At 60.2% G+C, this 22,474-nt stretch carries 21 protein-coding genes; 13 read left to right on the top strand and 8 right to left on the bottom strand.

From position 1 onward, the window contains the following. Window positions 1–141: 141 nt before the first annotated feature. The 5 genes from V3W40_RS13440 to V3W40_RS13420 form a co-directional block, all read right to left on the bottom strand. Entirely contained in the window at window positions 142–459 is a 318-nt protein-coding gene (locus V3W40_RS13440; RefSeq protein WP_027608386.1) for a DUF2388 domain-containing protein, read from the bottom strand. 69 nt (window positions 460–528) lie between these two features. Then, entirely contained in the window at window positions 529–975 is a 447-nt protein-coding gene (locus V3W40_RS13435) for an NfeD family protein (protein WP_141156262.1), read from the bottom strand. A gap of 10 nt (window positions 976–985) precedes the next feature. Next, window positions 986–1,906 carry an SPFH domain-containing protein gene (locus V3W40_RS13430; RefSeq protein WP_027608388.1) on the bottom strand — a complete coding sequence of 307 codons (921 nt, stop codon included), beginning with the start codon at window positions 1,904–1,906 and terminating at the stop codon, window positions 986–988. A gap of 77 nt (window positions 1,907–1,983) precedes the next feature. Next, window positions 1,984–3,663, bottom strand: coding sequence for a GspE/PulE family protein (locus V3W40_RS13425; protein WP_330215144.1), 1,680 nt, complete (start codon window positions 3,661–3,663; stop codon window positions 1,984–1,986). Between the two features lie 83 nt (window positions 3,664–3,746). Next, the gene (locus V3W40_RS13420) at window positions 3,747–4,085 is read right to left on the bottom strand and encodes a hypothetical protein (RefSeq protein WP_065926636.1); all 339 of its coding nucleotides are present in this window, start codon (window positions 4,083–4,085) and stop codon (window positions 3,747–3,749) included. A 127-nt stretch (window positions 4,086–4,212) separates the two neighbouring features. Between V3W40_RS13420 and V3W40_RS13415 the strand changes: the two genes are divergently transcribed. Continuing rightward, window positions 4,213–4,683 (top strand): Lrp/AsnC family transcriptional regulator, encoded by a 471-nt coding sequence (locus V3W40_RS13415; RefSeq protein ID WP_010207358.1) that lies wholly within the window; start codon window positions 4,213–4,215, stop codon window positions 4,681–4,683. 41 nt (window positions 4,684–4,724) lie between these two features. Here the strand turns inward: V3W40_RS13415 and V3W40_RS13410 are convergent, their stop codons facing one another. Then, on the bottom strand, window positions 4,725–6,092 hold the full coding sequence (locus V3W40_RS13410; protein ID WP_330215143.1) for a CYTH domain-containing protein: 1,368 nt from the start codon (window positions 6,090–6,092) through the stop codon (window positions 4,725–4,727). 158 nt (window positions 6,093–6,250) lie between these two features. On the opposite strand from V3W40_RS13410, the gene argE reads away from it, so the two are divergent. The 10 genes from argE to V3W40_RS13360 all read left to right on the top strand — a co-directional run bounded on the left by argE (window position 6,251) and on the right by V3W40_RS13360 (window position 16,648). Continuing rightward, window positions 6,251–7,399: an acetylornithine deacetylase gene (gene argE, locus V3W40_RS13405; protein WP_330215142.1), complete on the top strand. Its 1,149-nt coding sequence runs from the start codon at window positions 6,251–6,253 to the stop codon at window positions 7,397–7,399. A 133-nt stretch (window positions 7,400–7,532) separates the two neighbouring features. Next, the gene (gene argA, locus V3W40_RS13400) at window positions 7,533–8,834 is read left to right on the top strand and encodes an amino-acid N-acetyltransferase (RefSeq protein ID WP_027608393.1); all 1,302 of its coding nucleotides are present in this window, start codon (window positions 7,533–7,535) and stop codon (window positions 8,832–8,834) included. A gap of 595 nt (window positions 8,835–9,429) precedes the next feature. Further along, window positions 9,430–10,836: an OprD family porin gene (locus V3W40_RS13395; RefSeq protein ID WP_330215141.1), complete on the top strand. Its 1,407-nt coding sequence runs from the start codon at window positions 9,430–9,432 to the stop codon at window positions 10,834–10,836. Between the two features lie 291 nt (window positions 10,837–11,127). After that, window positions 11,128–11,766 carry a peroxiredoxin gene (locus V3W40_RS13390; RefSeq protein ID WP_065926631.1) on the top strand — a complete coding sequence of 213 codons (639 nt, stop codon included), beginning with the start codon at window positions 11,128–11,130 and terminating at the stop codon, window positions 11,764–11,766. 201 nt (window positions 11,767–11,967) lie between these two features. Continuing rightward, entirely contained in the window at window positions 11,968–12,561 is a 594-nt protein-coding gene (ssuE, locus tag V3W40_RS13385) for an NADPH-dependent FMN reductase (RefSeq protein WP_027608396.1), read from the top strand. A 99-nt stretch (window positions 12,562–12,660) separates the two neighbouring features. Then, window positions 12,661–13,629, top strand: a complete 969-nt coding sequence (locus V3W40_RS13380; RefSeq protein ID WP_065924367.1) for a sulfonate ABC transporter substrate-binding protein — start codon at window positions 12,661–12,663, stop codon at window positions 13,627–13,629. Window positions 13,630–13,654: 25 nt separating this feature from the next. After that, entirely contained in the window at window positions 13,655–14,803 is a 1,149-nt protein-coding gene (gene ssuD / locus V3W40_RS13375) for an FMNH2-dependent alkanesulfonate monooxygenase (RefSeq protein WP_330215140.1), read from the top strand. A gap of 9 nt (window positions 14,804–14,812) precedes the next feature. Then, window positions 14,813–15,601, top strand: a complete 789-nt coding sequence (gene ssuC / locus V3W40_RS13370; protein ID WP_065924365.1) for an aliphatic sulfonate ABC transporter permease SsuC — start codon at window positions 14,813–14,815, stop codon at window positions 15,599–15,601. After that, entirely contained in the window at window positions 15,598–16,404 is an 807-nt protein-coding gene (ssuB, locus tag V3W40_RS13365) for an aliphatic sulfonates ABC transporter ATP-binding protein (protein WP_101273485.1), read from the top strand. The genes ssuC and ssuB overlap by 4 nt, the downstream gene beginning before the upstream one ends. A gap of 28 nt (window positions 16,405–16,432) precedes the next feature. Continuing rightward, window positions 16,433–16,648: a TOBE domain-containing protein gene (locus V3W40_RS13360; protein WP_003176783.1), complete on the top strand. Its 216-nt coding sequence runs from the start codon at window positions 16,433–16,435 to the stop codon at window positions 16,646–16,648. 68 nt (window positions 16,649–16,716) lie between these two features. Here the strand turns inward: V3W40_RS13360 and V3W40_RS13355 are convergent, their stop codons facing one another. Together V3W40_RS13355 and V3W40_RS13350 are read right to left on the bottom strand one after the other, a co-directional pair. Beyond that, window positions 16,717–17,346: a TetR/AcrR family transcriptional regulator gene (locus V3W40_RS13355; protein WP_074847910.1), complete on the bottom strand. Its 630-nt coding sequence runs from the start codon at window positions 17,344–17,346 to the stop codon at window positions 16,717–16,719. A gap of 229 nt (window positions 17,347–17,575) precedes the next feature. Continuing rightward, window positions 17,576–18,952 (bottom strand): glutamine synthetase family protein, encoded by a 1,377-nt coding sequence (locus tag V3W40_RS13350; protein WP_003213894.1) that lies wholly within the window; start codon window positions 18,950–18,952, stop codon window positions 17,576–17,578. Between the two features lie 597 nt (window positions 18,953–19,549). Between V3W40_RS13350 and V3W40_RS13345 the strand changes: the two genes are divergently transcribed. Both V3W40_RS13345 and V3W40_RS13340 read left to right on the top strand, forming a co-directional pair. Next, window positions 19,550–20,908: a glutamine synthetase family protein gene (locus V3W40_RS13345; RefSeq protein ID WP_003176780.1), complete on the top strand. Its 1,359-nt coding sequence runs from the start codon at window positions 19,550–19,552 to the stop codon at window positions 20,906–20,908. A gap of 58 nt (window positions 20,909–20,966) precedes the next feature. Further along, the gene (locus V3W40_RS13340; protein ID WP_065924362.1) at window positions 20,967–22,331 is read left to right on the top strand and encodes an aspartate aminotransferase family protein; all 1,365 of its coding nucleotides are present in this window, start codon (window positions 20,967–20,969) and stop codon (window positions 22,329–22,331) included. Window positions 22,332–22,474: the final 143 nt, after the last annotated feature.

Here is a 22,474-nt window from a genome sequence, read left to right as displayed (position 1 = left end):
GAATCGATAGCTTGTCGCCGGGTGAGCGCAGTGATCGAGAGGACTTCTCCTGTTCAATCGTCAACTCATCAGTCTTTGCTGTAGGAAGAAAAGCGGCACAAAAAAGCCGCTCCCAGGGAGCGGCTGTTTTAACCGGCGGTTTTACTCGGCGGCGATAGCGTTTTTAGCCAGGATAGCGTTGGCCAGCTCCATATCCGTGGCCTGCAGGCCAGGGTTGTCGGCGCGGACTTTCTGCATGGCGGCTTCCAGGTACGGGCCGCGGATACCGCCATCGCTGGCAACGAAGCTGCCTGCGTCGTCTTGTGCGGCAACCACCAGCTTGTGGTCCTTGAAGGTCAGGTAGGTCGAGCCGGTAGTGGCGCCCGACGAGATGACATTGCGCCAGAAACTGTCGGCCATGGCTGAACCGACAGGAAGGGAAAGCACAGCGAGGGTAGCGACAGCATATTTAAGACGCATGATGGGTGACTCCGGGTGGGTGATCTGTACCGTTTGATTGCAGTTAGCCCAGCCGAGTTCCATCACTGACTAAACAGTTTCTACCTTCAAGATCACGCCATCCAGGCCCACCACACGCACTTGAGCGCCTACTGGGCTGTCAGGCCCGGTCACCATCCAGACGCCATCACCGACTTTTACCTTGCCCCGACCTTCCACAATCGCCTGATGCACCACGAACACGCGACCGACCAGCTCCGAGCCACGCTCGTTGAGGCCCGGCTGGTCACTGGCTTTGGCGCTGCTGCGCTGGCGTTTCCACCAGTACACCGCTGTCAATATCGACAGCACAGCGAACAGCAACAGTTGCCACTCCAGCCCGAGCGGCGGCACCAGAAACTTGATCACGCCCACGGCTGCCGCAGCTATGCCCATCCACAGCAGGTAGCCACCGGCGCCGAATACTTCAAGAATCAATAGCACTGTACCCAGTGCGAGCCAATCCCAGAACGAAAGATGCTGCAGGAAATCCCACATGGCGATCGCCTCAGGCTTTCTTGTTGTCGAAGGTTGCCTTGACGATTTCGCCGATGCCGCCGACAGCGCCGATCACCTGGCTGGCTTCCAGCGGCATCAGGATCACTTTGCTGTTATTGGCCGACGCCAATTTGCCAAGGGCATCGATGTATTTCTGCGCGACGAAGTAGTTGATGGCCTGTACGTTGCCGGTGGCAATCGCTTCGGAAACCACCTGGGTCGCGCGGGCCTCAGCCTCTGCCTGACGCTCACGGGCTTCAGACTCCAGGAACGCGGCCTGGCGTCCACCTTCGGCTTCAAGAATCTGTGCCTGCTTCTTGCCTTCGGCCGTCAGGATCGCCGACGCCCGCAGGCCTTCGGCTTCCAGGATCTGTGCGCGCTTGATCCGCTCGGCTTTCATCTGGCCGGACATGGCGGCCATCAGGTCGGCGGGCGGGCTGATGTCCTTGATTTCGATCCGGGTGATCTTGATGCCCCACGGCGCCGTGGCTTCATCGACGGTGCGCAGCAGTTTTTCGTTGATGCCGTCGCGCTGGCTGAGCATGGCATCCAGCTCCATGGAGCCGAGCACGGTACGGATATTGGTTTGCAGCAGGTTGCGGATAGCGTGTTCGAGGTTGTTGACCTCGTAGGCGGCCTGGGCGGTATTGACCACCTGGAAGAAGCACACGGCGTCGATCTGCACGGTGGCGTTGTCGGCGGTGATGACTTCCTGGGGCGGGATATCCAGCACGCTTTCCATCACGTTGATCTTGCGGCCGATGCGGTCCATGACCGGGATGATGATGTTCAGACCCGGCTTGAGGGTGTTGGTGTACCGGCCGAAGCGCTCGACGGTCCACTGATAGCCCTGGGGTACCACCTTGAAGCCCATGAACAGGATGGCGATGGCCAGGCCCACGAAAAGAAGCAGTACGGTTCCTATCTGCATAGCGATTCCCTATCTGTTGGTGTCAGTTAAACGACGTTCGGCGGATTGTAACGGTCTTGTCACCGATAAGGACGGTTTCAGCACGGGGTAATCAACGCATTTGTTACCGAATCCCCAGGCGTCACTCGCAATACCTCGGCCATTGTGGTCAGCCCCGCCTTGACTTTACCCACGCCGGCCATGCGCAGGCCGCACATGCCTTGCGCCACCGCCTCCCTGCGCAGGGACTGCGCGTCGGCGCCTGGCGTGATCAGCGCCTTGAGCGAGTCATTCAGCACCATGATCTCGTACACCCCGGCGCGCCCGCGAAACCCGCTGTTTCGGCATTCTGCACACCCTACCGCTTCGTGAGCATCGCCCGCCACCCGCTTGCAATGAGGGCACAGCAAGCGCACCAAGCGCTGCGCCATTACGCCCAATAACGTCGCCTTGATCAAATAATGAGCAATGCCCAGTTCCTGCAAGCGGCTGATGGCGCTGGGCGCATCGTTGGTGTGCAGCGTCGAGAGCACCAAATGCCCGGTCAATGCGGCCTGGATCGCCATCTCGGCGGTTTCCCGATCGCGGATCTCGCCGATCATGATGATGTCCGGGTCCTGGCGAAGCAGGGCTCGGATGCCGCTGGCGAAGGTCAGGTCGATATTGGGCTGTACCTGCATTTGGTTAAACGCCGGCTCGACCATCTCGATCGGGTCTTCCACGGTGCAAAGATTGACCTCCCGGGTCGCCAAGTGTTTGAGCGTGGTGTAGAGGGTGCTGGTCTTGCCTGAACCGGTAGGCCCCGTGACCAGGATGATGCCGTTGGTGTGGCGCGTCATGTCGTGCCATCGCTGCTGGTCCTCGGCCGACAAGCCCAGCTCGTCAAAGTCCTTGAGCAGCACCTGCGGGTCGAAAATCCGCATCACCAGTTTTTCGCCAAAGGCGGTGGGCAGGGTCGACAGCCGCAACTCGACTTCTGTGCCTGCAGGGCTTTTGGTCTTGACCCGACCGTCCTGGGGTTTTCGTTTTTCCGCCACGTTCATCCGCCCGAGGCTTTTCAGGCGGCTGACCACCGCCATCGTCACTTGGGGTGGAAATTGATAGACGTCGTGCAGCAGCCCATCAATGCGAAAGCGCACGCGTCCTTGCTCACGGCACGGCTCGATATGAATATCACTGGCCCGCTGGGCGAACGCGTATTGCAACAGCCAGTCGACGATATTGACGATATGCGCGTCGTTGGCGTCCGGCTCCTGGTCGCTGGCGCCGAGGTTGAGCAACTCGACGTTGCCAGGCCCCGCCACCTTTTGATCCGCACCGCTGACGGACTTCGCCAGCCGGTAGAATTCGCTGATACAACGCTGAATGTCCTGGGGGTTGGCAACCACGCGCCTGATCGAGCGCTGGAGCACTTGTGCCAGTCCCGATTCCCAGCTGGTGACATGGGGCTGGGCGCTGGCAACGGTGACGGTCTGCGCGTCCACGGCTACCGCAAGGATGGCGTGGCATTGGGCAAACGCGTGGGACATCAGCGGCACGACCGTTGCGACATCGATCTTCAGCGGGTCGATACGCCAATAAGGTTGCCCCACATGTTGGGCAAGCCACTGGGTCAGGGTTTCCAGGGAAGGCCCATGGGCGGCGATGCACTCCAACGGATGCTGGGCGTTGCCGGCGGGCAGCGCTGATAAGCGCTTCGCGATGTCGGGAGCAATCACCCCTCCCTCGACCAGCGCCGGGAGCAACTGATGCAGTTCCAATCGGTGATCAGCAGGCATGAAGGTGTTCCTGGGTAGCCTCGGACGAAATTTCAGGCTAGCCAGCCGCCGAATATCTTCCTCCCCGCGTATGTTGCAGGCCTTTACCGAGCTGCTGCCGCCACGGCCGCAGGCCCCACGGAATCAGCGCGCCACACGTGCAGCGTGCACACGCTGATCAGGTTTCGAATCTTTTCGGCGATCACTTGGGCGCGATGCCAGCTCAGGCTATCCATCACGATATCGATGTTCAGCAGGTCTTCCTGGCGGCTCACGTTGACCTGGCTCGGTGTCAGGAACTGCAACGCAAAATAGTTGAGTACCCGACACAACACATCGGGCTCCGCCTCGGCGACGATCCGGTAATGCGCCTGGCAATGGGCGCTGCTGGCAGCCCACACATCGACACGGGTCAGGGGGTGAGTGGTTTCGACGGCATGCATGCTGATTCTCCAGATTCGACTGGAGAAATTTTTACATTCGCGTCGGGAGATTTCTTATCTAAGATGAGCCTGATTTGCGTTTTATTGAATCAATCAATTCATAAAGTCCATACATAAAGGTATTTTTATGCACAGCGAATTGGACGCCTACGACCGCCGCATCCTGGCCCTGCTGCAAGAGGACGCCTCGCTGTCCAGCGCGCAGATCGCCGAACAGGTCGGACTGTCCCAGTCGCCGTGCTGGCGACGCATCCAGCGGCTCAAGGAGGAAGGAGTGATTCGCGGCCAGGTCACTCTGCTGGATCGCAAGAAGATCGGCCTGAATACGCAGATCTTTGCCGAGGTCAAACTCAACGCCCACGGCCGATCCAACTTCACCGAGTTCACCGACGCGATTCGTGGGTTTCCGGAAGTGCTGGAGTGCTATGTGCTGATGGGGGCGGTGGATTTTCTGCTGCGCATCGTGACGTCGGACATTGAGGCGTACGAGCGGTTTTTCTTCGAGAAGTTATCGATGGTGCCGGGGATTCAGGAGGTCAACTCGATCGTGGCGCTGTCCGAGATCAAGTCGACCACCAGCCTGCCAGTATTGCGCTGACAGGATCGGGCTCATCGGGGGCTAGGCCCCCGATGGCGATATTACAGGCGCAGCAGGGTCTTCCAGGCACGGTTCTGATACACCGCAATCGCCTGATGCATGCGCGCATCCAGCGACTCGTCGGTGATCGGCTGGTTGGCCAGTTGCGCCAGCTTGTTCAGCTCGCCGTACAAACGATCCAGTTCCGCAATGTCCACCACGTTACGCGCATGGTGCAGCCAGGCCTGGATGCGTTCGATGCGCGGCAGTTGCTCGGCCAGGTCTTCCGGTTGCTGCTGGTAGCGCGGCAGTTGCAGGGCGACGGCATCGTCGGCCAGCAGGCGCGGCAGCCAGTTGGTGATTTGCGCGGCGCCCTGGCGGTTGCCGCGCACGTTGCGGTCGGCAGTCCAGGTGCGGGCCATCAGCCAGCGTGACATGTTCAGCGAGAACAAGCCCCAGCGCACGTCGTCCAATTCTTCGGCAAACTGCTCGGGTGCGGCTTTGCGGATGTCTTCGTCGTCGTCACCGGCCTGGACCAGCGGGCGCCAGTCTTCCAGCAGTGCATCGAGTGCGCTGCGCAGTTCGCTGGTGGATTGACGCGGCGCGGCCTGGCCGAGGCTGCCGATCAGGGCGCGCAGTTCGCCGAGGTTTTCGACCCAGTCCTGCAGCAGACGCCAGTGGCCATTGAAGCGGTATTGCTCGGCCAGGCGCTGGCTGCTGCCGAGCAGGTGCCACATGATTGCGGCGAAGGCGTCGTCCAGCGGCATTTCCGCGTGGATCTGCGGCGCCGGCAGGCTCAGGGAGTAGCTGCTGGCGTCGTACAGGCGGTAGCCGCGCTCGGCCTTGCTGATGTCACACGGCATCAGTGCGAGGGTGGCGGCCAGCTCGGCGGCCAACTCCAGCAGCGCAGCCGGCTCGCCTTCGCGCAGTTCCAGTTCCAGCTCGCAGATTTCTTCTTTCTGCTTACCCACGACCACATGGCCCAGGTCCAGGGCGGCTTCGATCACCACCTTGGTCTTGCCACGGCCCCAGGCGATTTCGGCGCGTTCGCGTACAAAGTCGGTGGTGAAGATCGGCTTGAGGGTCTTTTTGTCCAGCTCGGCCAGTTGCTCAGGCCAGCACTCGCCGTCGAGCTTCTTCACGTCGAGCTTGGCCTTGGGCAGGTCCCAGTTGTACTCATTGCGTTCCGACAAGCCGGCGACGCTTTGGCCACGGGTCTTGAGGGTCTGGATAATGTCGTCACCGTCCTTGCGCAGGCGCAGGGCGACTTTGGCCTGGGCCAGGTCACGTTCAGGGGTGTCGAAGTACTGGTTCATCAACTCACGGCGTTCCCAGCCACTTTTGTTGCGTTTTTTCAGTAGCGGGTGCTCACGCAGCGCAGCGAGTGTTTCGCGGCTGACGCGGAGCTTGATTTCGGTTTCTTTCTGCATGGCCGGAAAATCCAGGATCGGGAGCGCAGCCGGGGAAAAGAGTGGCTGCCAAGGTCGTGCAGTGTACAGGACTGAGCCCGGCAACGCGCCGCAACGGTTTATTGTCTCGTGCAGATGCCTCTATAGTGGGGCTCATCCGGGAAGTTGGGAGACCGCGTATGCCGTTACCGTCCATGAAAGAGCAGTTCGCCGCGTTGATTGCCGCGCCTTCGGTGAGTTGTACCCAAGCGTCTCTCGACCAGACCAATCGTGCGGTGATCGATTTGCTCGCCAGTTGGTTGGGCGACCTGGGGTTCTCCATTGACATCCAACCGGTCAGCCCCGGCAAATTCAACCTGCTGGCCAGCTTTGGCACAGGCCCCGGCGGCCTGGTATTGGCCGGCCATAGCGACACCGTTCCTTATGACGCTGCGTTGTGGAAGACCGATCCGCTCAAGCTGACGGAAGTCGACGGCCGCTGGGTAGGATTGGGCAGTTGCGACATGAAGGGTTTTTTCGCGCTGGCGATTGAAGCGGTGTTGCCGCTGCTGGACCAACCGTTCAAGCAACCGTTGCTGATCCTCGCCACCTGCGATGAAGAAAGCTCCATGTCCGGTGCCCGGGCATTGGCCGAAGCCGGGCGCCCGTTGGGCCGCGCGGCGGTGATCGGTGAACCGACCGGCCTCAAGCCGATCCGCCTGCACAAAGGCGTGATGATGGAGCGTATCGACATTCTGGGCCAAAGCGGCCATTCGTCGGACCCCAGCCTGGGACACAGCGCCCTGGAAGCCATGCATGACGCCATCGGCGAGCTGCGCGGCCTGCGCCTGGCCTGGCAGCGCGAGTACCGCAACCCACAATTCAGCGTGCCGCAACCGACCATGAACTTCGGCTGTATCCATGGTGGCGACAACCCCAACCGTATCTGCGGCCAGTGCTCCCTGGAATTCGACCTGCGGCCCTTGCCGGGCATGGATCCCGAAGTGCTGCGTGCGGCTATCCGGCAAAAGCTCGAACCCCTGGCCGAGCGCCATAAGGTCAAGATCGACTACGCGCCGTTATTCCCCGCAGTGCCGCCGTTCGAGCAGGTCGAAGACGCCGAGTTGGTGCGGGTCGCGGAACGATTGACCGGGCATCGTGCCGAAGCAGTAGCGTTCGGCACCGAAGCGCCTTATCTTCAGCGCCTTGGTTGTGAAACCCTGGTGCTCGGCCCTGGCGATATTGCCTGTGCCCACCAACCGGGCGAGTACCTCGAAATGTCACGCTTGACGCCTACAGTGCGTCTATTGCGGGAACTGATCGAACATTACTGCCTGAAACCTGCGTAAATTAACCCCTGTCCATTCGTACATAAGGAGAGCGAGCGTGTCGCCAAGCCTGTTCCGACGATAACCATCAGCCCGCTGTGCGTTTTCACGACTCATCCTTTTTCGGCTGCTTTTTATTACAGGCCCAGGTTCCATGCCCGACTACGTTAATTGGCTTCGTCACGCTTCGCCCTACATCAACGCCCACCGCGACTGCACCTTTGTGGTCATGTTGCCCGGCGACGGTGTGGATCATCCGAATTTCGGCAATATCGTCCACGACCTGGTGCTGCTCCACAGCCTGGGCGTGCGTCTGGTGCTGGTGCACGGTTCGCGCCCACAGATCGAAGCGCGCCTTGAAGCGCGCGGCCTGGTCCCGACTTACCATGAAGGCATGCGCATCACCGATGCCGCGACGCTGGAGTGTGTGATCGACGCGGTCGGCCACCTGCGTATCGCCATCGAAGCGCGCCTGTCGATGGACATGGCCTCGTCGCCGATGCAGGGCTCGCGCCTGCGGGTGGCCAGCGGCAACCTGGTGACGGCGCGGCCTATCGGTGTGCTTGAAGGCGTGGATTACCACCACACCGGCGAAGTGCGCCGGGTCGATCGCAAGGGCATCAATCGCCTGCTGGATGAGCGCTCCATTGTGCTGCTGTCGCCCCTGGGCTATTCGCCGACGGGGGAGATCTTCAACCTGGCCTGCGAAGACGTCGCCACCCGCGCCGCCATCGATCTGGGGGCGGACAAGCTGCTGCTGTTCGGCGCTGATCTCGGCCTGATCGATGAAAATGGCCGCCTCGTCCGCGAACTGCGCCCGCAACAAGTACCGGCACACCTGCAACGCCTGGGCAGCAGCAACTACCAGTCCGAATTGCTCGATGCGGCGGCCGAGGCCTGTCGTGGCGGGGTAGGGCGCAGCCACATCGTCAGCTACGCCGAAGACGGCGCCTTGCTCACCGAACTGTTCACCCGCGATGGCGGCGGCACGCTGGTAGCCCAGGAGCAATTCGAACGGGTGCGCGAGGCGGCGATTGAAGACGTCGGCGGCTTGCTCGACCTGATCAGCCCCCTGGAAGAACAGGGCATCCTGGTGCGCCGTTCGCGGGAAGTGCTCGAGCGTGAGATCGAGCAGTTCAGCGTGGTGGAGCGCGAAGGCATGATCATCGCGTGTGCGGCGTTGTATCAGATCGCCGATTCGGACGCGGGTGAACTGGCTTGCCTAGCGGTGAACCCGGAGTACCGCCACGGCGGGCGGGGTGACGAGCTGCTGGAGCGTATCGAAACCCGTGCCCGGGCCCAGGGGTTGAAGACGCTGTTCGTACTTACCACGCGGACTGCCCACTGGTTCCGTGAGCGTGGCTTTGTGCCGAGCAGCGTGGATCGCCTGCCATCGGCACGGGCGTCGCTGTACAACTACCAGCGTAACTCGAAGATTTTCGAGAAGGCCTTGTAGAGCCCTACCCCCAAGTCACCGGGCAGGCTCGTGCAAGAGCCTGCCGTCACGCACGACTAAAGTTTAAGCATTCTTGATCTGACGCCGATAACAGGTGGGCGGCTATGGATAGAGTGTGGACGCTCGCAACACCTGAACCTTCGAATGGGCGGCTTGGACAGCAAAAGAAACGATTAGTGACACAAAAACTGTAACAAATTGACGGGAGGATGTGCTTTTGGCCATGATGGCGTCGCCTTTTTGATCGTGGGTGACGTATGCAACAGCGCGGCCACACTAATCGATCTAAAAAAGCTCTAACAAATACCCTTTAGGAATTAGCTTGTGTGGCGAGTGGTCTATGCTGGCCTGTCCACGTCACGGAAAGTCTTATTCCTGAATCGTATGAAAAAGAATGAAATAATTCTTTTTGGGTGTATGAAAAACTCATTACCCTGCAGGGACCAAATCAACGGTGGTTAGACGAAGGTAGTAGACACACAAGGTTACGATTGACTTGTCAGTCACTATCCGGTGCTAATCGCGCATCTGTGGATCGAGGGCGTCAGACCCGAGACCAAAGAAATACAAAAATTAGAAACGAGAGGAGCGGTACATGAAGAAGTCCACCTTGGCACTGTCTGTAGCTTTGGGCGTAATCGCTCAGCAAGCAGGCGCTGCCGGTTTCATCGAAGACAGCAAGGCCACACTGGGTCTGCGTAACTTCTACATCAACACTGATAACCGTGACGACGCTACTAAAGCGGCCGGCGCGCAGAACAAGCAAGAAGAATGGGGCCAGGCATTCGACCTGCGTTTCATCTCCGGTTACACCCAAGGCACCGTGGGCTTCGGTATTGACGCCATCGGCCTGCTGGGCGTGCGTCTGGATTCGGGCGGCGGCACCAACGGCGCCAGCGGCAAGACTGCTACCAATTACGGTTCTTACGGCGGCACGGTTTTCCCGAGCAAGTCCAACGGCGAAGCAGTTGATAACTACTCCAGCCTGGGCCTGACCGCCAAAGCCAAGATCTCCCAGACCGAACTGAAATTGGGCACGCTGCAACCTAAGTTGCCGGTTATCGTGACCAACGACGGTCGTCTGCTGCCACAGACTTTCCAAGGTGGCCAGATCACTTCTGGCGACATCAAGGACCTGACGCTGGTTGCCGGCCAGATCGAAAAGGCCAAAGGTCGTAACTCCAGCAACGTTGAAAACCTGTCCATCGCCGGTGCCAACGGTCGTACGGCCGCTGGTCGCGACAGCAACAAGTTCTACTACGCCGGTGGTGACTACAAAATCACCAAAGACCTGACTGCCCAGTACTACTACGGCAACCTGGATCAGTTCTACAAGCAACACTTCCTGGGCCTGCTGCACAACTGGGCCATCGGTCCTGGCGTGTTGAAAACCGACCTGCGCTACTTCAACAGCCGCGCTGATGGTAACAACAGCAACGACGCCAACTACTTCACCAGCGGTGACTACGGCACTAACGCCGCGGGTAACAACATCACCAAAGGTAAAGTCGACAACAACCTGTACAGCGGCCTGTTCCTGTACTCGGTGGCGGGTCACACCTTCGGTGGTGGTTACCAGGTCAGCAACGGCGACAGTGACTTCCCATGGTTGAACCAAGGCGACGGTTCGTCGGCTTACCTGACCACTGACTCGCAGATCTCCAAGTTTGCCCGTGCTGGCGAACGTACTTGGCAGGCTCGCTACGCGTACGACTTCGCCAAGATTGGCGTACCCGGGTTGACCGCTGGTGTGGTTTACCTGCGTGGTGACAACATCGATACCCGTGGTGCCGTCGGCGCTACCACACCGCAACGGACTGTAAACTCCAATGGCGCGAACGAGTGGGAACGCGACATCACTGTTGCCTACGTCGTACCAGAAGGCCCGCTGAAGAACGTTGGCGTGGCTTGGAAAAACGCCATGTGGCGCAACGACATCGCTGGCCAGCGTAATCAGGACGAAAACCGCCTGATCGTCAGCTACTCGCTGCCACTGTTCTAGTAGCGTAAAGCTGTTGTAAGACTGTAAACCTTGCCCGGCGCAACGCCGGGCAAGGTGTCTTGCTTTTCAAGTCGGGCTAAACCCCCGCAAGCCCTTCCTGAACCCCTCTTTGTACAGCGTCTCAAGGCCTTCTCGAACCTTGGAAACGATGTTGCGCCTCGCCCTTTCCCGCGTCCAATGAACAGATTTTTAATATTCCTTTATCGTCTAGATAAATCGATATTTATTCTTTTTAAATAATCCGTAATCCATGCACAGTGGGCTCCATAAGTACTCACCAGGAGCCACACCATGAGCCTAAGACTGGGCGATATCGCCCCCGACTTCGAACAGGATTCCAGCGCCGGCAAGATTCGTTTCCACGAATGGCTGGGCGACAGCTGGGGTGTGTTGTTTTCCCACCCGGCGGACTTCACCCCGGTGTGCACCACTGAGCTGGGCTTCACCGCCAAGCTCAAGGACGAGTTCGCCAAGCGAGGCGTCAAGGCCATTGCCCTGTCGGTGGACCCGGTGGACTCGCACCACAAGTGGATCGAGGACATCAACGAAACCCAGGCCACCATCGTCAACTTCCCGATCCTGGCTGACGCCGACCGCAAGGTTTCGGACCTCTACGACCTGATCCACCCGAACGCCAGTGACACCCTCACCGTGCGTTCCTTGTTCGTGATCGACCCGAACAAGAAGATCCGCCTGACCATCACCTACCCGGCCAGCACCGGCCGTAACTTCCACGAAATCCTGCGGGTCATCGACTCGCTGCAACTGACCGACAACTACAAAGTCGCCACCCCCGCCAACTGGCAGGACGGTGATGAAGTGGTGATCGTGCCGTCGCTCAAGGATGAGGAAGAGATCAAGAAGCGCTTTCCGAAGGGTTATCGGGCGGTGAAGCCCTACCTGCGGCTTACTCCACAGCCCAATCGTTGAAACTGAATCACAGCAAGGGTTTTCAGGCCGTTTCTACGGCCTTTTTTTTCGCCTGGGGACCTACAAATCTCATATGCATTTAAAGAATAAACAAATGAAAAAATAAGATTTATAGATATATGAATCTGCTGATAAGGTCTGTTCCATCTTGGCGCCATCGCCACACAGCGAACCGCCGGCACTTGCTCAAGGAATTCCTGCATGTTGGTCGTAACACTTGGAGGCAGTCCCAGCCAGCGTTCCCGCTCCGGGGTCTTGCTGGAAAAAACCCGTCAGTGGTTGCAAGACAAAGGCGTTGAAGTGGTGAGTTACCAGATACGGGACTTCCCGGCTGAAGACTTGCTGCATGCACGCTTCGACAGCCCCAAGGTCATTGACCTGCTGCAACAGGTGGCTAACGCGGATGGCCTGGTGATCGCCACGCCGGTGTACAAGGCTTCGTTCTCCGGGGCGTTGAAAACCGTGCTCGACCTGCTGCCCGAGCGCGCCCTGGCCCACAAGGTTGTGCTGCCGATGGCGACCGGCGGCAGCATCGCCCACATGCTGGCGGTGGATTACGCCCTGAAGCCGGTATTGTCGGCCCTCAAAGCCCAGGAGCTGCTCCACGGCATCTTTGCCGAAGACAGCCAGATCGCCTACGGCGAAGGCAGTGCCCAGGCACAACTGGTACCGGTCCTCGAACACCGTTTGCACGAGGCCCTGGAGACGCTTTATGGCGCCATGGCCCGTCGTCCGAAACCGTTGGACCCGCATGTGTTGAATGAACGTTTGTTGAGTGCTCGCTGGAGCATTTAAGTCAGCCTCACCGCTATATAGATGTACTCACCTTACTCAGCCGCCAACGGCCAAGCAGGTGCAGCCAACCCCCTCATCGCATTATTTGGAGAGAGCGCCATGCGCACTGTCATCTTGCGTCGTGGTCTGGTCGCACTGTTTGCTGCGGCTGTGTCCTTCGGCGCCATTGTTCAGGCTCAAGCTGCCGAGACCCTGCGGATCGGTTACCAGAAATACGGCACCCTGGTGCTGCTCAAGGCCAAGGGTACCCTGGAAAAACGCCTGGCCGCCCAAGGTGTGCAGGTGCAATGGACCGAGTTTCCCGGCGGTCCGCAACTGCTCGAAGGCCTGAACGTGGGTTCCATCGACTTCGGTGTCACCGGCGAAACCCCGCCGGTCTTCGCCCAGGCCGCCGGTGCCGACCTGCTCTACGTGGCCTACGAACCGCCAGCGCCCACCAGTGAAGCGATCCTGGTGCCGAAAGACTCGACGATCAAATCGGTGGCCGAGCTCAAGGGCAAGAAAGTCGTGCTCAACAAAGGCTCCAACGTGCACTACCTGCTGGTGCGTGCCCTGGAAGACGCCGGCCTGAAATACACCGACGTACAGACCGTGTTCCTGCCGCCCGCCGATGCCCGTGCCGCCTTCGAGCGTGGCAGCGTGGATGCGTGGGTGATCTGGGACCCGTACCAGGCCGCCGCCGAGAAGCAACTGCAAGCGCGCACCCTGCGTGACGGCACCGGCATCGCCGACAACCACCAGTTCTACCTGGCCACCAAGCCGTACGCCGAAAAACACCCTGAAGTGGTCAAGGCGCTGATCGAAGAAGTGCGCGCGGTGGGCGAGTGGTCCAAGGCCAACCCCCAGGAAGTGACCGAACAGGTCGCGCCGCTGCTGGGCCTGCCGGCAGACATCACCCTGACCTCGGTAAAACGCCAGGGCTACGGCGCGCTGTTCCTGACCCCGGAAGTGGTGGCGGCCCAGCAGAAAATCGCCGATAGCTTCTACCAACTCAAATTGATCCCCAAGCCCTTGAACATCAAGGACGTGATCTGGACGCCACCGGCTGCCGTGGCTAAAGCGCCGTAATCCGATTTCTTCAGGAGACAACTCCATGAGCCTCACTATTTTCTGGTTCCTGCCTACCCACGGCGACGGCCATTACCTTGGCACCGCCGAAGGCGCTCGCGCCGTTGATCACGGTTATCTGCAGCAAGTGGCCCAGGCCGCTGACCGCCTGGGATTCGGCGGGGTACTGATCCCCACCGGCCGTTCCTGCGAAGACTCCTGGCTGGTGGCCGCCTCGCTGATCCCGGTGACCCAGCGTTTGAAATTCCTTGTCGCGCTGCGCCCCGGGATCATTTCCCCGACGGTGGCCGCGCGTCAGGCCGCGACCCTGGATCGCCTGTCCGGCGGCCGTGCGTTGTTCAACCTGGTAACCGGTGGTGACCCGGAAGAGCTGGCCGGCGATGGCTTGTTCCTCACTCACGAGGAGCGTTATCAGGCTTCGGTGGAATTCACCCGCATCTGGCGTCGTGTGCTGGAAGGCGAAACCGTGGATTACGACGGCGAGCACATCAGCGTCAAAGGCGCCAAGTTGCTCTACCCGCCGATCCAGCAACCGCGCCCGCCGCTGTACTTCGGCGGTTCCTCCGAAGCGGCCCAGGACCTCGCCGCCGAACAAGTGGAGATGGTGCTGACCTGGGGCGAGCCACCGGCCGCGGTCGCCGAGAAGATCGAGCAGGTGCGGGCCAAGGCGGCGAAACTCGGGCGCACCGTGCGCTTCGGCATTCGTCTGCATGTGATCGTGCGCGAAACCAACGAAGAAGCCTGGAAAGCCGCCGACAAACTGATCTCCCATCTCGACGACGACACCATCGCCCGTGCCCAGGCTTCCCTGGCGCGCTTCGATTCCGTCGGCCAGCAGCGCATGGCGGCCTTGCATGGCGGCAACCGCGACAACCTGGAAGTCAGCCCCAACCTGTGGGCCGGCGTCGGCCTGGTGCGTGGCGGTGCGGGCACCGCGCTGGTGGGCGATGGCCCGACGGTTGCAGAACGGGTCAAGGAGTACGCCGCGCTGGGCATCGACACCTTTATCTTCTCCGGTTATCCACACCTGGAAGAGTCCTATCGGGTCGCCGAGCTGCTGTTCCCGCACCTGGATATCGAACGTCCGGAGTTGCCGAAAAGCGCCGGTTACGTGAGCCCGTTCGGTGAGATGGTCGCCAACGACATCCTTCCCAAAGCTGCGTCACAGAGCTGAGGCGGCGCCATGACTTTTGAAAAATTGAGCCATCGCGTGGCGCCCTGGGTGCTGCCGATTCTATTGCTGGCGGTGTGGCAGTTGTCGGTGTCGGCGGGCTGGTTGTCGACACGCATCCTGCCGGCGCCCAGTGCGGTGATTGAGGCTGGGGTCAACCTGGTGCGCAGCGGCGAAATCTGGACGCACCTGGCCATCAGTGGCTGGCGTGCCGGCCTGGGCTTTGTGATCGGTGGCAGCATCGGCCTGGCGCTGGGGTTTATCACCGGCCTGTCGACGTGGGGCGAACGCCTGCTGGACAGCTCGGTGCAGATGATCCGCAACGTGCCGCACCTGGCGCTGATTCCGCTGGTGATCCTATGGTTTGGCATCGACGAGACCGCGAAGATTTTCCTGGTCGCCCTCGGCACGCTGTTCCCGATCTACCTCAACACCTACCACGGCATCCGCAACGTCGACCCGGCGCTGGTAGAAATGTCGCGCAGCTATGGCTTGTCCGGTTTCAGCCTGTTCTGGCAAGTGATCCTGCCGGGCGCGCTGCCATCGATCCTGGTGGGCGTGCGCTTTGCCCTGGGCTTTATGTGGCTGACGCTGATCGTGGCGGAAACCATTTCCGCCAGCTCGGGTATCGGCTACCTGGCGATGAACGCCCGCGAATTCCTGCAAACCGACGTGGTGGTGTTGGCCATCGTGATGTACGCCATCCTCGGCAAGCTGGCCGACCTGGCCGCTCGCGGTCTGGAGCGTGTATGGCTGCGCTGGCACCCGGCTTACCAAGTGAATAAAGGAGGTGCGGCATGACGGCTCAACAACCTCCGCGCCTGCTGAAGGGGATTCCCCTGGCGGTGCGCAAATTGCGCAAGGCCTTCGGCGCGCGGGAAGTGCTCAAGGAAATCGACCTGCACATTCCGGCGGGACAGTTCGTGGCCGTGGTCGGTCGCAGTGGCTGCGGAAAAAGTACCTTGCTGCGCCTGTTGGCCGGCCTGGACAAAGCCAGCGGCGGCGAGCTGCTGGCCGGTTCGGCGCCGCTGAGCGAAGCGATTGAAGACACGCGGCTGATGTTCCAGGAAGCACGTTTGCTGCCCTGGAAAAAGATCATCGACAACGTGGGCCTGGGCCTTAAAGGCAACTGGCGTCCCAAGGCGCTGGAGGCCCTGGAAGCGGTCGGCCTGGCCGAGCGCGCCGATGAATGGCCGGCGGCGTTGTCCGGTGGCCAGAAACAACGTGTTGCCCTGGCCCGCGCGCTGATCCACCAACCGCGCCTGCTGTTGCTCGACGAGCCGCTGGGCGCACTGGATGCCCTGACCCGCATCGAGATGCAGCAACTGATCGAAAACCTGTGGCAGAAGCACGGTTTCACCGTGTTGCTGGTCACTCATGACGTCAGCGAAGCCGTGGCGATTGCCGACCGGGTGATCCTGATCGAAGACGGCGAAATCGGCCTCGACCTGATCGTCGACCTGCCGCGCCCACGGGCCCGAGGTTCACATCGCCTGGCGGCGTTGGAAGCCGAAGTGCTCAACCGTGTGCTGTCGTTGCCCGGCACACCGCCGGAACCCGAACCTGTTTCACCGCTGCCTACGCAACTGCGTTGGGCTCAATAACTCACTTGTCCTACGAAGGAAGTACACCATGACTATTAAAGCCATCAACGTGCGTAACCAGTTCAAAGGCACCATCAAGGAAATCGTCGTCGGCGACGTGCTGTCGGAAATCGACGTGCAGACTGCATCCGGTATCGTCACGTCCGTGATCACCACCCGCTCGGTCAAAGAGCTGGAGCTGGTGATTGGCAGTGAAGTGATTGCCTTTGTGAAGTCGACTGAGGTGTCGATCGCCAAGTTGTGATTTGCGTCGCTCTTGAGGCCGTCATCGGGGGCTTGCTCCCGATGAGGCCAGTCCGGCCAGCACAAAACTCAGCGCTTGGGCAGGTAAGCCGGCAAATACAGCCCCACATACGCATCAAAAACCCGCATCCCTTCCTCCGCCATACGCGGCGTAATCAGCCCATGCTGATGCACCGAACGCGCATACACGCGATCACTCAATTCCAACGCCAGCGCAAACACATCCACATCGGTTGGCAAACTCGGCACTTCAAAGTGGCGGTCGAACACCTCCAGCATCAAATCCCCCAACTCCAGATCATGCTGGCGGTCCGCCTGGGTCACTTCGGTCAGCCCGTGCTGGGCCAGGATCAACTGGCGCGCGGCGGCGTCGTTGCTGTAGATGGTCAGCATGCGCTGTTCGACGATGTAGGACAGGTCGCGCCAATGCTTGAGTGAAACATGCTCGATGGGGGCCTGGATGGCGCAGCGGAAGGCTGCATGTATATCGGCGGTCAGTGCCTCCAGCAGCGCCGGCACACTGGCGAAAAAGTGATACACCGACGACGGCGGAATCTGCGCGCGCTCGGCCACGCTGTAGATCGACAAACTCGCCACGCCTTCGGCGGCCAGCAAGGTGCGGGCGGCATCGAGAATCGCGTCGATCCGTGCCTGGCTGCGGGCGCGGGGTTTGCGAGGGGCGGCGGGGCGGGTGGGCATGGAAGTCTCCTACAAGGCAGCGGGCATTGTACGCAGAGCCTGGGGATGATCCATACCGCTTGTTGTGGTGAGCGGGCTTGCCCCGCGCTGGGCTGCGAAGCGGCCCCAATAAAAACGCCGCATTCTGACAGGCAGAATGCGGCGTCTGGTTTTAGGGCGGCTTCGCCACCCAGCGCGGGACAAGCCCGCTCACCACAGCAAGCCCGCTCACCACATTTAATGCAGCCGGTTAAACGGTATGCAGGTACCAGTTGTACTCAAGGTCGGAGATGGAGTGTTCGAACTCTTCCAGCTCACTTTCCTTACAGGCGACGAAGATATCGATGTATTTAGGATCGATGTACTTGGCCATCACCTCGCTGTCGTCCAACTCGCGCAGGGCATCGCGCAGGTTGTTCGGCAGGCTCTGTTCGTTCTGCTCGTAGCTGTTGCCTTCCACGGGTGCGCCCGGTTCGATCTTGTTGGTCAGGCCGTGGTGCACGCCTGCCAGGACCGAAGCCATCAGCAGGTAAGGGTTGGCGTCGGCACCGGCCACACGGTGTTCGATACGTACGGCGTCGGACGAGCCGGTCGGTACGCGAATCGCCACGGTGCGGTTGTCCAGGCCCCAGCACGGCGAGTTCGGCACGTAGAACTGTGCGCCGAAACGACGGTAGGAGTTGACGTTAGGGCACAGGAACGCCATTTGGGCGGGTAGGGTCTCGAGCACACCGCCGATCGCGTGACGCAATGCGGCGTTCTGCTCGGGATCCTCGCTGGCAAAGATGTTCTTGCCGTCCTTGTCCAGGATCGAGATGTGTACGTGCAAACCGTTGCCAGCCTGGCCTGGGTAAGGCTTGGCCATGAAGGTGGTGTCCATCTCATGGTCGTAGGCGATGTTCTTGATCAGGCGCTTGAGCAACACTGCGTAGTCGCAGGCCTTGATCGGGTCGGCCACGTGGTGCAGGTTCACTTCGAACTGCGCCGGGGCACTTTCCTTGACGATGGCGTCGGCCGGGATGCCTTGCTCTTTGGCACCTTCCAGGATGTCCTGGAGGCAGTCGACGTATTCGTCGAGGTCGTCGATCAGGTAAACCTGTGTCGAGTGCGGGCGTTTGCCGGAGATCGGCGAGCGGGGCGGTTGTGGGCGGCCGTTCACGTTCTCCTGGTCGATCAGGTAGAACTCAAGCTCGAAGGCGGCGCAGATGGTCAGACCGAGGTCGTCAAACTTGCTTACAACTTGGCGGAGCACTTCGCGCGGATCGGCGAAGAAAGGTTCACCTTCAAGTTCGTGCATGGTCATCAGCAATTGCGCGGTAGGGCGCTTTTGCCAAGGTTCATTGCACAGGGTGTCAGGGATCGGATAACAGATTCGGTCAGCATCACCGATGTCCAGGCCCAGGCCGGTGCTTTCCACCGTCGAGCCATTGATATCCAGGGCAAATAAAGAGGCAGGCAGGTTAATGCCCTTCTCGTAAACCTTGTGGAGGCTGGTGCGTTCGATGCGCTTACCGCGCACCACACCATTCATATCCGCAATTAGAAGGTCTACGTACAGAACCTCAGGATGATCCTTAAGGAACGCGTTCGCTTCGTTAAGCTGAACGGCACGCGGGGGTACCGACATGATGCAACACCTTTGTTGTTAAAAATATCAATCATTGATCTTTTCTGGTTTCAGTCAACCCGAACGGCATGCCGAAGTCAAGCGAGGCCTTTTTTGCCCTAAAAAAGCGCCGTGACCGCACTTTTGGGGCTTTTTGGGGCGGTTTTTTCGGTTTGACCGGCTTGGGACTCGCAGGCTTGAGCGGGCCGTGTTGTATTTTTTACGGGGGTGTTGTGTAAAAAAATGAACAAGGCTAAGCTCGATTCAAACCCATAACAGCAATAATACCGGGGTGCTTCATGTCTCGCCTGCCGCCACTCGGCGTCTCAGCCTGCTTCAGCCAGGCTTTGTCCGCAGTCCGTTCGTCCCGCGTGAATGCCCACGCACCGGCCAATATTCTTGACGGCCCATCCGCTCTCTTTTTTGCCTCCTCGACTGTCACTGACCGGCTCCCCTCTGCGCGGCCGCTCATGATTCTGCACGACTTTGGCTTGAGGAATGCAACGCTGCAGCAAATGGCAGGTAAGCTCCTACCCTGAACGAAAAAACGACGCGGATGCTGCGTCAACCAACGCCTGGCCTTTAATGGATGCCAGGAAACCCAGCCCAGAGGCATTTATGAGTAACAACCTCGACCAGCTCACCGATTGGTTGAAAGACCACAAGATCACAGAAGTCGAATGCATGATTGGCGACCTGACCGGTATCACCCGGGGCAAGATCTCGCCGACCAACAAGTTCATCGCCGAAAAAGGCATGCGCCTGCCCGAGAGCGTTCTGTTGCAGACCGTGACCGGCGACTATGTCGAAGACGACATCTATTACGAATTGCTCGACCCGGCAGACATCGACATGATCTGCCGCCCCGACCAGAACGCGGTGTTCCTGGTGCCCTGGGCCATCGAGCCGACCGCCCAGGTGATCCACGACACCTACGACAAGCAAGGCAACCCGATCGAGCTGTCGCCGCGCAACGTGCTCAAGAAAGTCCTCAAGCTCTACGCCGACAAAGGCTGGCAGCCCATCGTGGCGCCGGAGATGGAGTTCTACCTGACCAAACGCTGCGAAGACCCGGACTTCCCGCTGCAACCGCCGATCGGTCGGTCCGGGCGCCCGGAGACCGGCCGCCAATCCTTCTCTATAGAAGCCGCCAACGAATTCGACCCGCTGTTCGAAGACGTCTACGACTGGTGCGAGCTGCAGGAGCTGGACCTCGACACCCTGATCCATGAAGACGGCACGGCCCAGATGGAAATCAACTTCCGTCACGGCGATGCCCTGTCCCTGGCCGACCAGATCCTGGTGTTCAAGCGCACCATGCGTGAAGCCGCGCTCAAGCACGACGTGGCGGCCACCTTCATGGCCAAGCCGATGACCGGCGAGCCCGGCAGCGCCATGCACCTGCACCAGAGCATCATCGACATCGCCACCGGCAAGAACGTCTTCTCCAATGAAGACGGGACCATGAGCCAGCTGTTCCTCAACCACATTGGCGGCCTGCAGAAGTTCATCCCTGAGTTGCTGCCGCTGTTTGCCCCCAACGTGAACTCGTTCCGCCGCTTCCTGCCCGACACCTCGGCGCCGGTGAACGTGGAGTGGGGCGAAGAAAACCGCACCGTCGGCCTGCGCGTACCGGATGCCGGCCCGCAGAACCGTCGCGTGGAAAACCGCCTGCCGGGCGCCGACGCCAACCCGTACTTGGCGATTGCCGCCAGCCTGCTGTGTGGCTACATCGGCATGGTCGAAGGCCATAACCCCAGCGCCCCGGTAGTGGGTCGTGGTTACGAGCGCCGCAACCTGCGCCTGCCGTTGACCATCGAAGACGCCCTGGAGCGCATGGAAAACAGCAAGACCATCGAGAAATACCTGGGTCAGAAATTCATCACAGGCTACGTCGCGGTCAAGCGGGCCGAGCATGAAAACTTCAAGCGCGTGATCAGTTCGTGGGAGCGGGAATTCCTGCTCTTCGCCGTCTGATGCGCCGGGCGCACGGGGCAACCCGCGCGCCCTTCACTGAAAAGTCTAGGAGATTGGTATGTCCAGCAACAACCCGCAAACCCGTGAATGGCAAGCCTTGAGCAGTGATCACCACCTGGCGCCGTTCAGCGACTTCAAGCAATTGAAAGAGAAAGGCCCACGGATCATCACCAAAGCCCACGGCGTGTACTTGTGGGACAGCGAAGGCAACAAGATCCTCGACGGCATGGCCGGCCTGTGGTGCGTGGCGATCGGTTACGGTCGCGATGAACTGGCCGACGCCGCCGCCAGGCAAATGAAAGAACTGCCGTACTACAACCTGTTCTTCCAGACCGCTCACCCGCCGGTGCTGGAGCTGGCCAAGGCGATTTCCGACATCGCGCCTGCCGGCATGAACCACGTGTTCTTCACCGGCTCCGGCTCCGAAGGCAACGACACTATGTTGCGCATGGTCCGCCACTATTGGGCGATCAAGGGCCAGCCGAACAAGAAAACCATCATCAGCCGCAAGAATGGCTACCACGGCTCCACCGTGGCTGGCGCCAGCCTGGGCGGCATGACCTATATGCATGAACAGGGCGACTTGCCGATCCCGGGCATCGTCCATATCGCCCAGCCGTACTGGTTCGGCGAAGGCGGCGACATGAGCCCCGAAGAGTTCGGGGTCTGGGCCGCCAACCAACTGGAAGAGAAGATCCTGGAACTGGGTGTGGACAACGTCGGTGCCTTTATTGCCGAGCCGATCCAGGGCGCCGGTGGCGTGATCGTGCCGCCGGACAGCTACTGGCCGCGCATCAAGGAAATCCTCGCCAAGTACGACATCCTGTTTGTGGCCGACGAAGTGATTTGCGGTTTCGGCCGTACCGGTGAGTGGTTCGGTAGCGATTTCTACGACCTCAAGCCCCACATGATGACCATCGCCAAGGGCCTGACCTCGGGCTACATCCCCATGGGTGGCCTGATCGTGCGCGACGACGTGGTGGCCGTGCTCAACGAAGGCGGTGATTTCAACCACGGTTTCACCTACTCCGGTCACCCGGTGGCCGCGGCCGTGGCCCTGGAAAACATCCGCATCATGCGCGATGAAACAATCGTTAACCGCGTCCACGACGAAACGGCACCGTATTTGCAGAAACGTCTGCGGGAGCTGGCGGATCACCCGTTGGTGGGTGAGGTGCGCGGTGTCGGCATGCTCGGTGCAATTGAGCTGGTTCAGGACAAGGCGACGCGCAAGCGTTACGAGGGCCGTGGTGTCGGCATGATCTGCCGAACCTTCTGCTTCGAGAATGGCCTGATCATGCGCGCCGTGGGCGACACCATGATCATTTCACCGCCTCTGGTGATCAGCAAGGCTGAAATCGACGAGCTGGTGACCAAGGCTCGTCATTGCCTGGACCTGACTTTGGCGGCATTGCAGGGCTAAGTGCTAGGCTCAGTGCGCAGCGCACTGGGCAGTTATAAATGTGGGGGGCTTTGGTTGAAAGCCGGCCCCTGAACTTGCCAGACTGTCGCCCTGTTTTGTTGCCCTCTGCAAGGGCCGCGAAACGAAAAAAGAACGTGGCCCAA

This window comes from Pseudomonas sp. AM8 (assembly GCF_036346475.1).
GTDB classification, from domain to species: domain Bacteria; phylum Pseudomonadota; class Gammaproteobacteria; order Pseudomonadales; family Pseudomonadaceae; genus Aquipseudomonas; species Aquipseudomonas marginalis.
This window is presented reverse-complemented; position numbering and strand designations above follow the sequence as displayed.

Coding starts and splice junctions, on each gene's coding strand:
- V3W40_RS13440 (WP_027608386.1), bottom strand. CDS start 459: ATGCGTCTTAAATATGCTGTCGCTACCCTCGCTGTGCTTTCCCTTCCT.
- V3W40_RS13435 (WP_141156262.1), bottom strand. CDS start 975: ATGTGGGATTTCCTGCAGCATCTTTCGTTCTGGGATTGGCTCGCACTG.
- V3W40_RS13430 (WP_027608388.1), bottom strand. CDS start 1,906: ATGCAGATAGGAACCGTACTGCTTCTTTTCGTGGGCCTGGCCATCGCC.
- V3W40_RS13425 (WP_330215144.1), bottom strand. CDS start 3,663: ATGCCTGCTGATCACCGATTGGAACTGCATCAGTTGCTCCCGGCGCTG.
- V3W40_RS13420 (WP_065926636.1), bottom strand. CDS start 4,085: ATGCATGCCGTCGAAACCACTCACCCCCTGACCCGTGTCGATGTGTGG.
- V3W40_RS13415 (WP_010207358.1), top strand. CDS start 4,213: ATGCACAGCGAATTGGACGCCTACGACCGCCGCATCCTGGCCCTGCTG.
- V3W40_RS13410 (WP_330215143.1), bottom strand. CDS start 6,092: ATGCAGAAAGAAACCGAAATCAAGCTCCGCGTCAGCCGCGAAACACTC.
- argE (WP_330215142.1), top strand. CDS start 6,251: ATGCCGTTACCGTCCATGAAAGAGCAGTTCGCCGCGTTGATTGCCGCG.
- argA (WP_027608393.1), top strand. CDS start 7,533: ATGCCCGACTACGTTAATTGGCTTCGTCACGCTTCGCCCTACATCAAC.
- V3W40_RS13395 (WP_330215141.1), top strand. CDS start 9,430: ATGAAGAAGTCCACCTTGGCACTGTCTGTAGCTTTGGGCGTAATCGCT.
- V3W40_RS13390 (WP_065926631.1), top strand. CDS start 11,128: ATGAGCCTAAGACTGGGCGATATCGCCCCCGACTTCGAACAGGATTCC.
- ssuE (WP_027608396.1), top strand. CDS start 11,968: ATGTTGGTCGTAACACTTGGAGGCAGTCCCAGCCAGCGTTCCCGCTCC.
- V3W40_RS13380 (WP_065924367.1), top strand. CDS start 12,661: ATGCGCACTGTCATCTTGCGTCGTGGTCTGGTCGCACTGTTTGCTGCG.
- ssuD (WP_330215140.1), top strand. CDS start 13,655: ATGAGCCTCACTATTTTCTGGTTCCTGCCTACCCACGGCGACGGCCAT.
- ssuC (WP_065924365.1), top strand. CDS start 14,813: ATGACTTTTGAAAAATTGAGCCATCGCGTGGCGCCCTGGGTGCTGCCG.
- ssuB (WP_101273485.1), top strand. CDS start 15,598: ATGACGGCTCAACAACCTCCGCGCCTGCTGAAGGGGATTCCCCTGGCG.
- V3W40_RS13360 (WP_003176783.1), top strand. CDS start 16,433: ATGACTATTAAAGCCATCAACGTGCGTAACCAGTTCAAAGGCACCATC.
- V3W40_RS13355 (WP_074847910.1), bottom strand. CDS start 17,346: ATGCCCACCCGCCCCGCCGCCCCTCGCAAACCCCGCGCCCGCAGCCAG.
- V3W40_RS13350 (WP_003213894.1), bottom strand. CDS start 18,952: ATGTCGGTACCCCCGCGTGCCGTTCAGCTTAACGAAGCGAACGCGTTC.
- V3W40_RS13345 (WP_003176780.1), top strand. CDS start 19,550: ATGAGTAACAACCTCGACCAGCTCACCGATTGGTTGAAAGACCACAAG.
- V3W40_RS13340 (WP_065924362.1), top strand. CDS start 20,967: ATGTCCAGCAACAACCCGCAAACCCGTGAATGGCAAGCCTTGAGCAGT.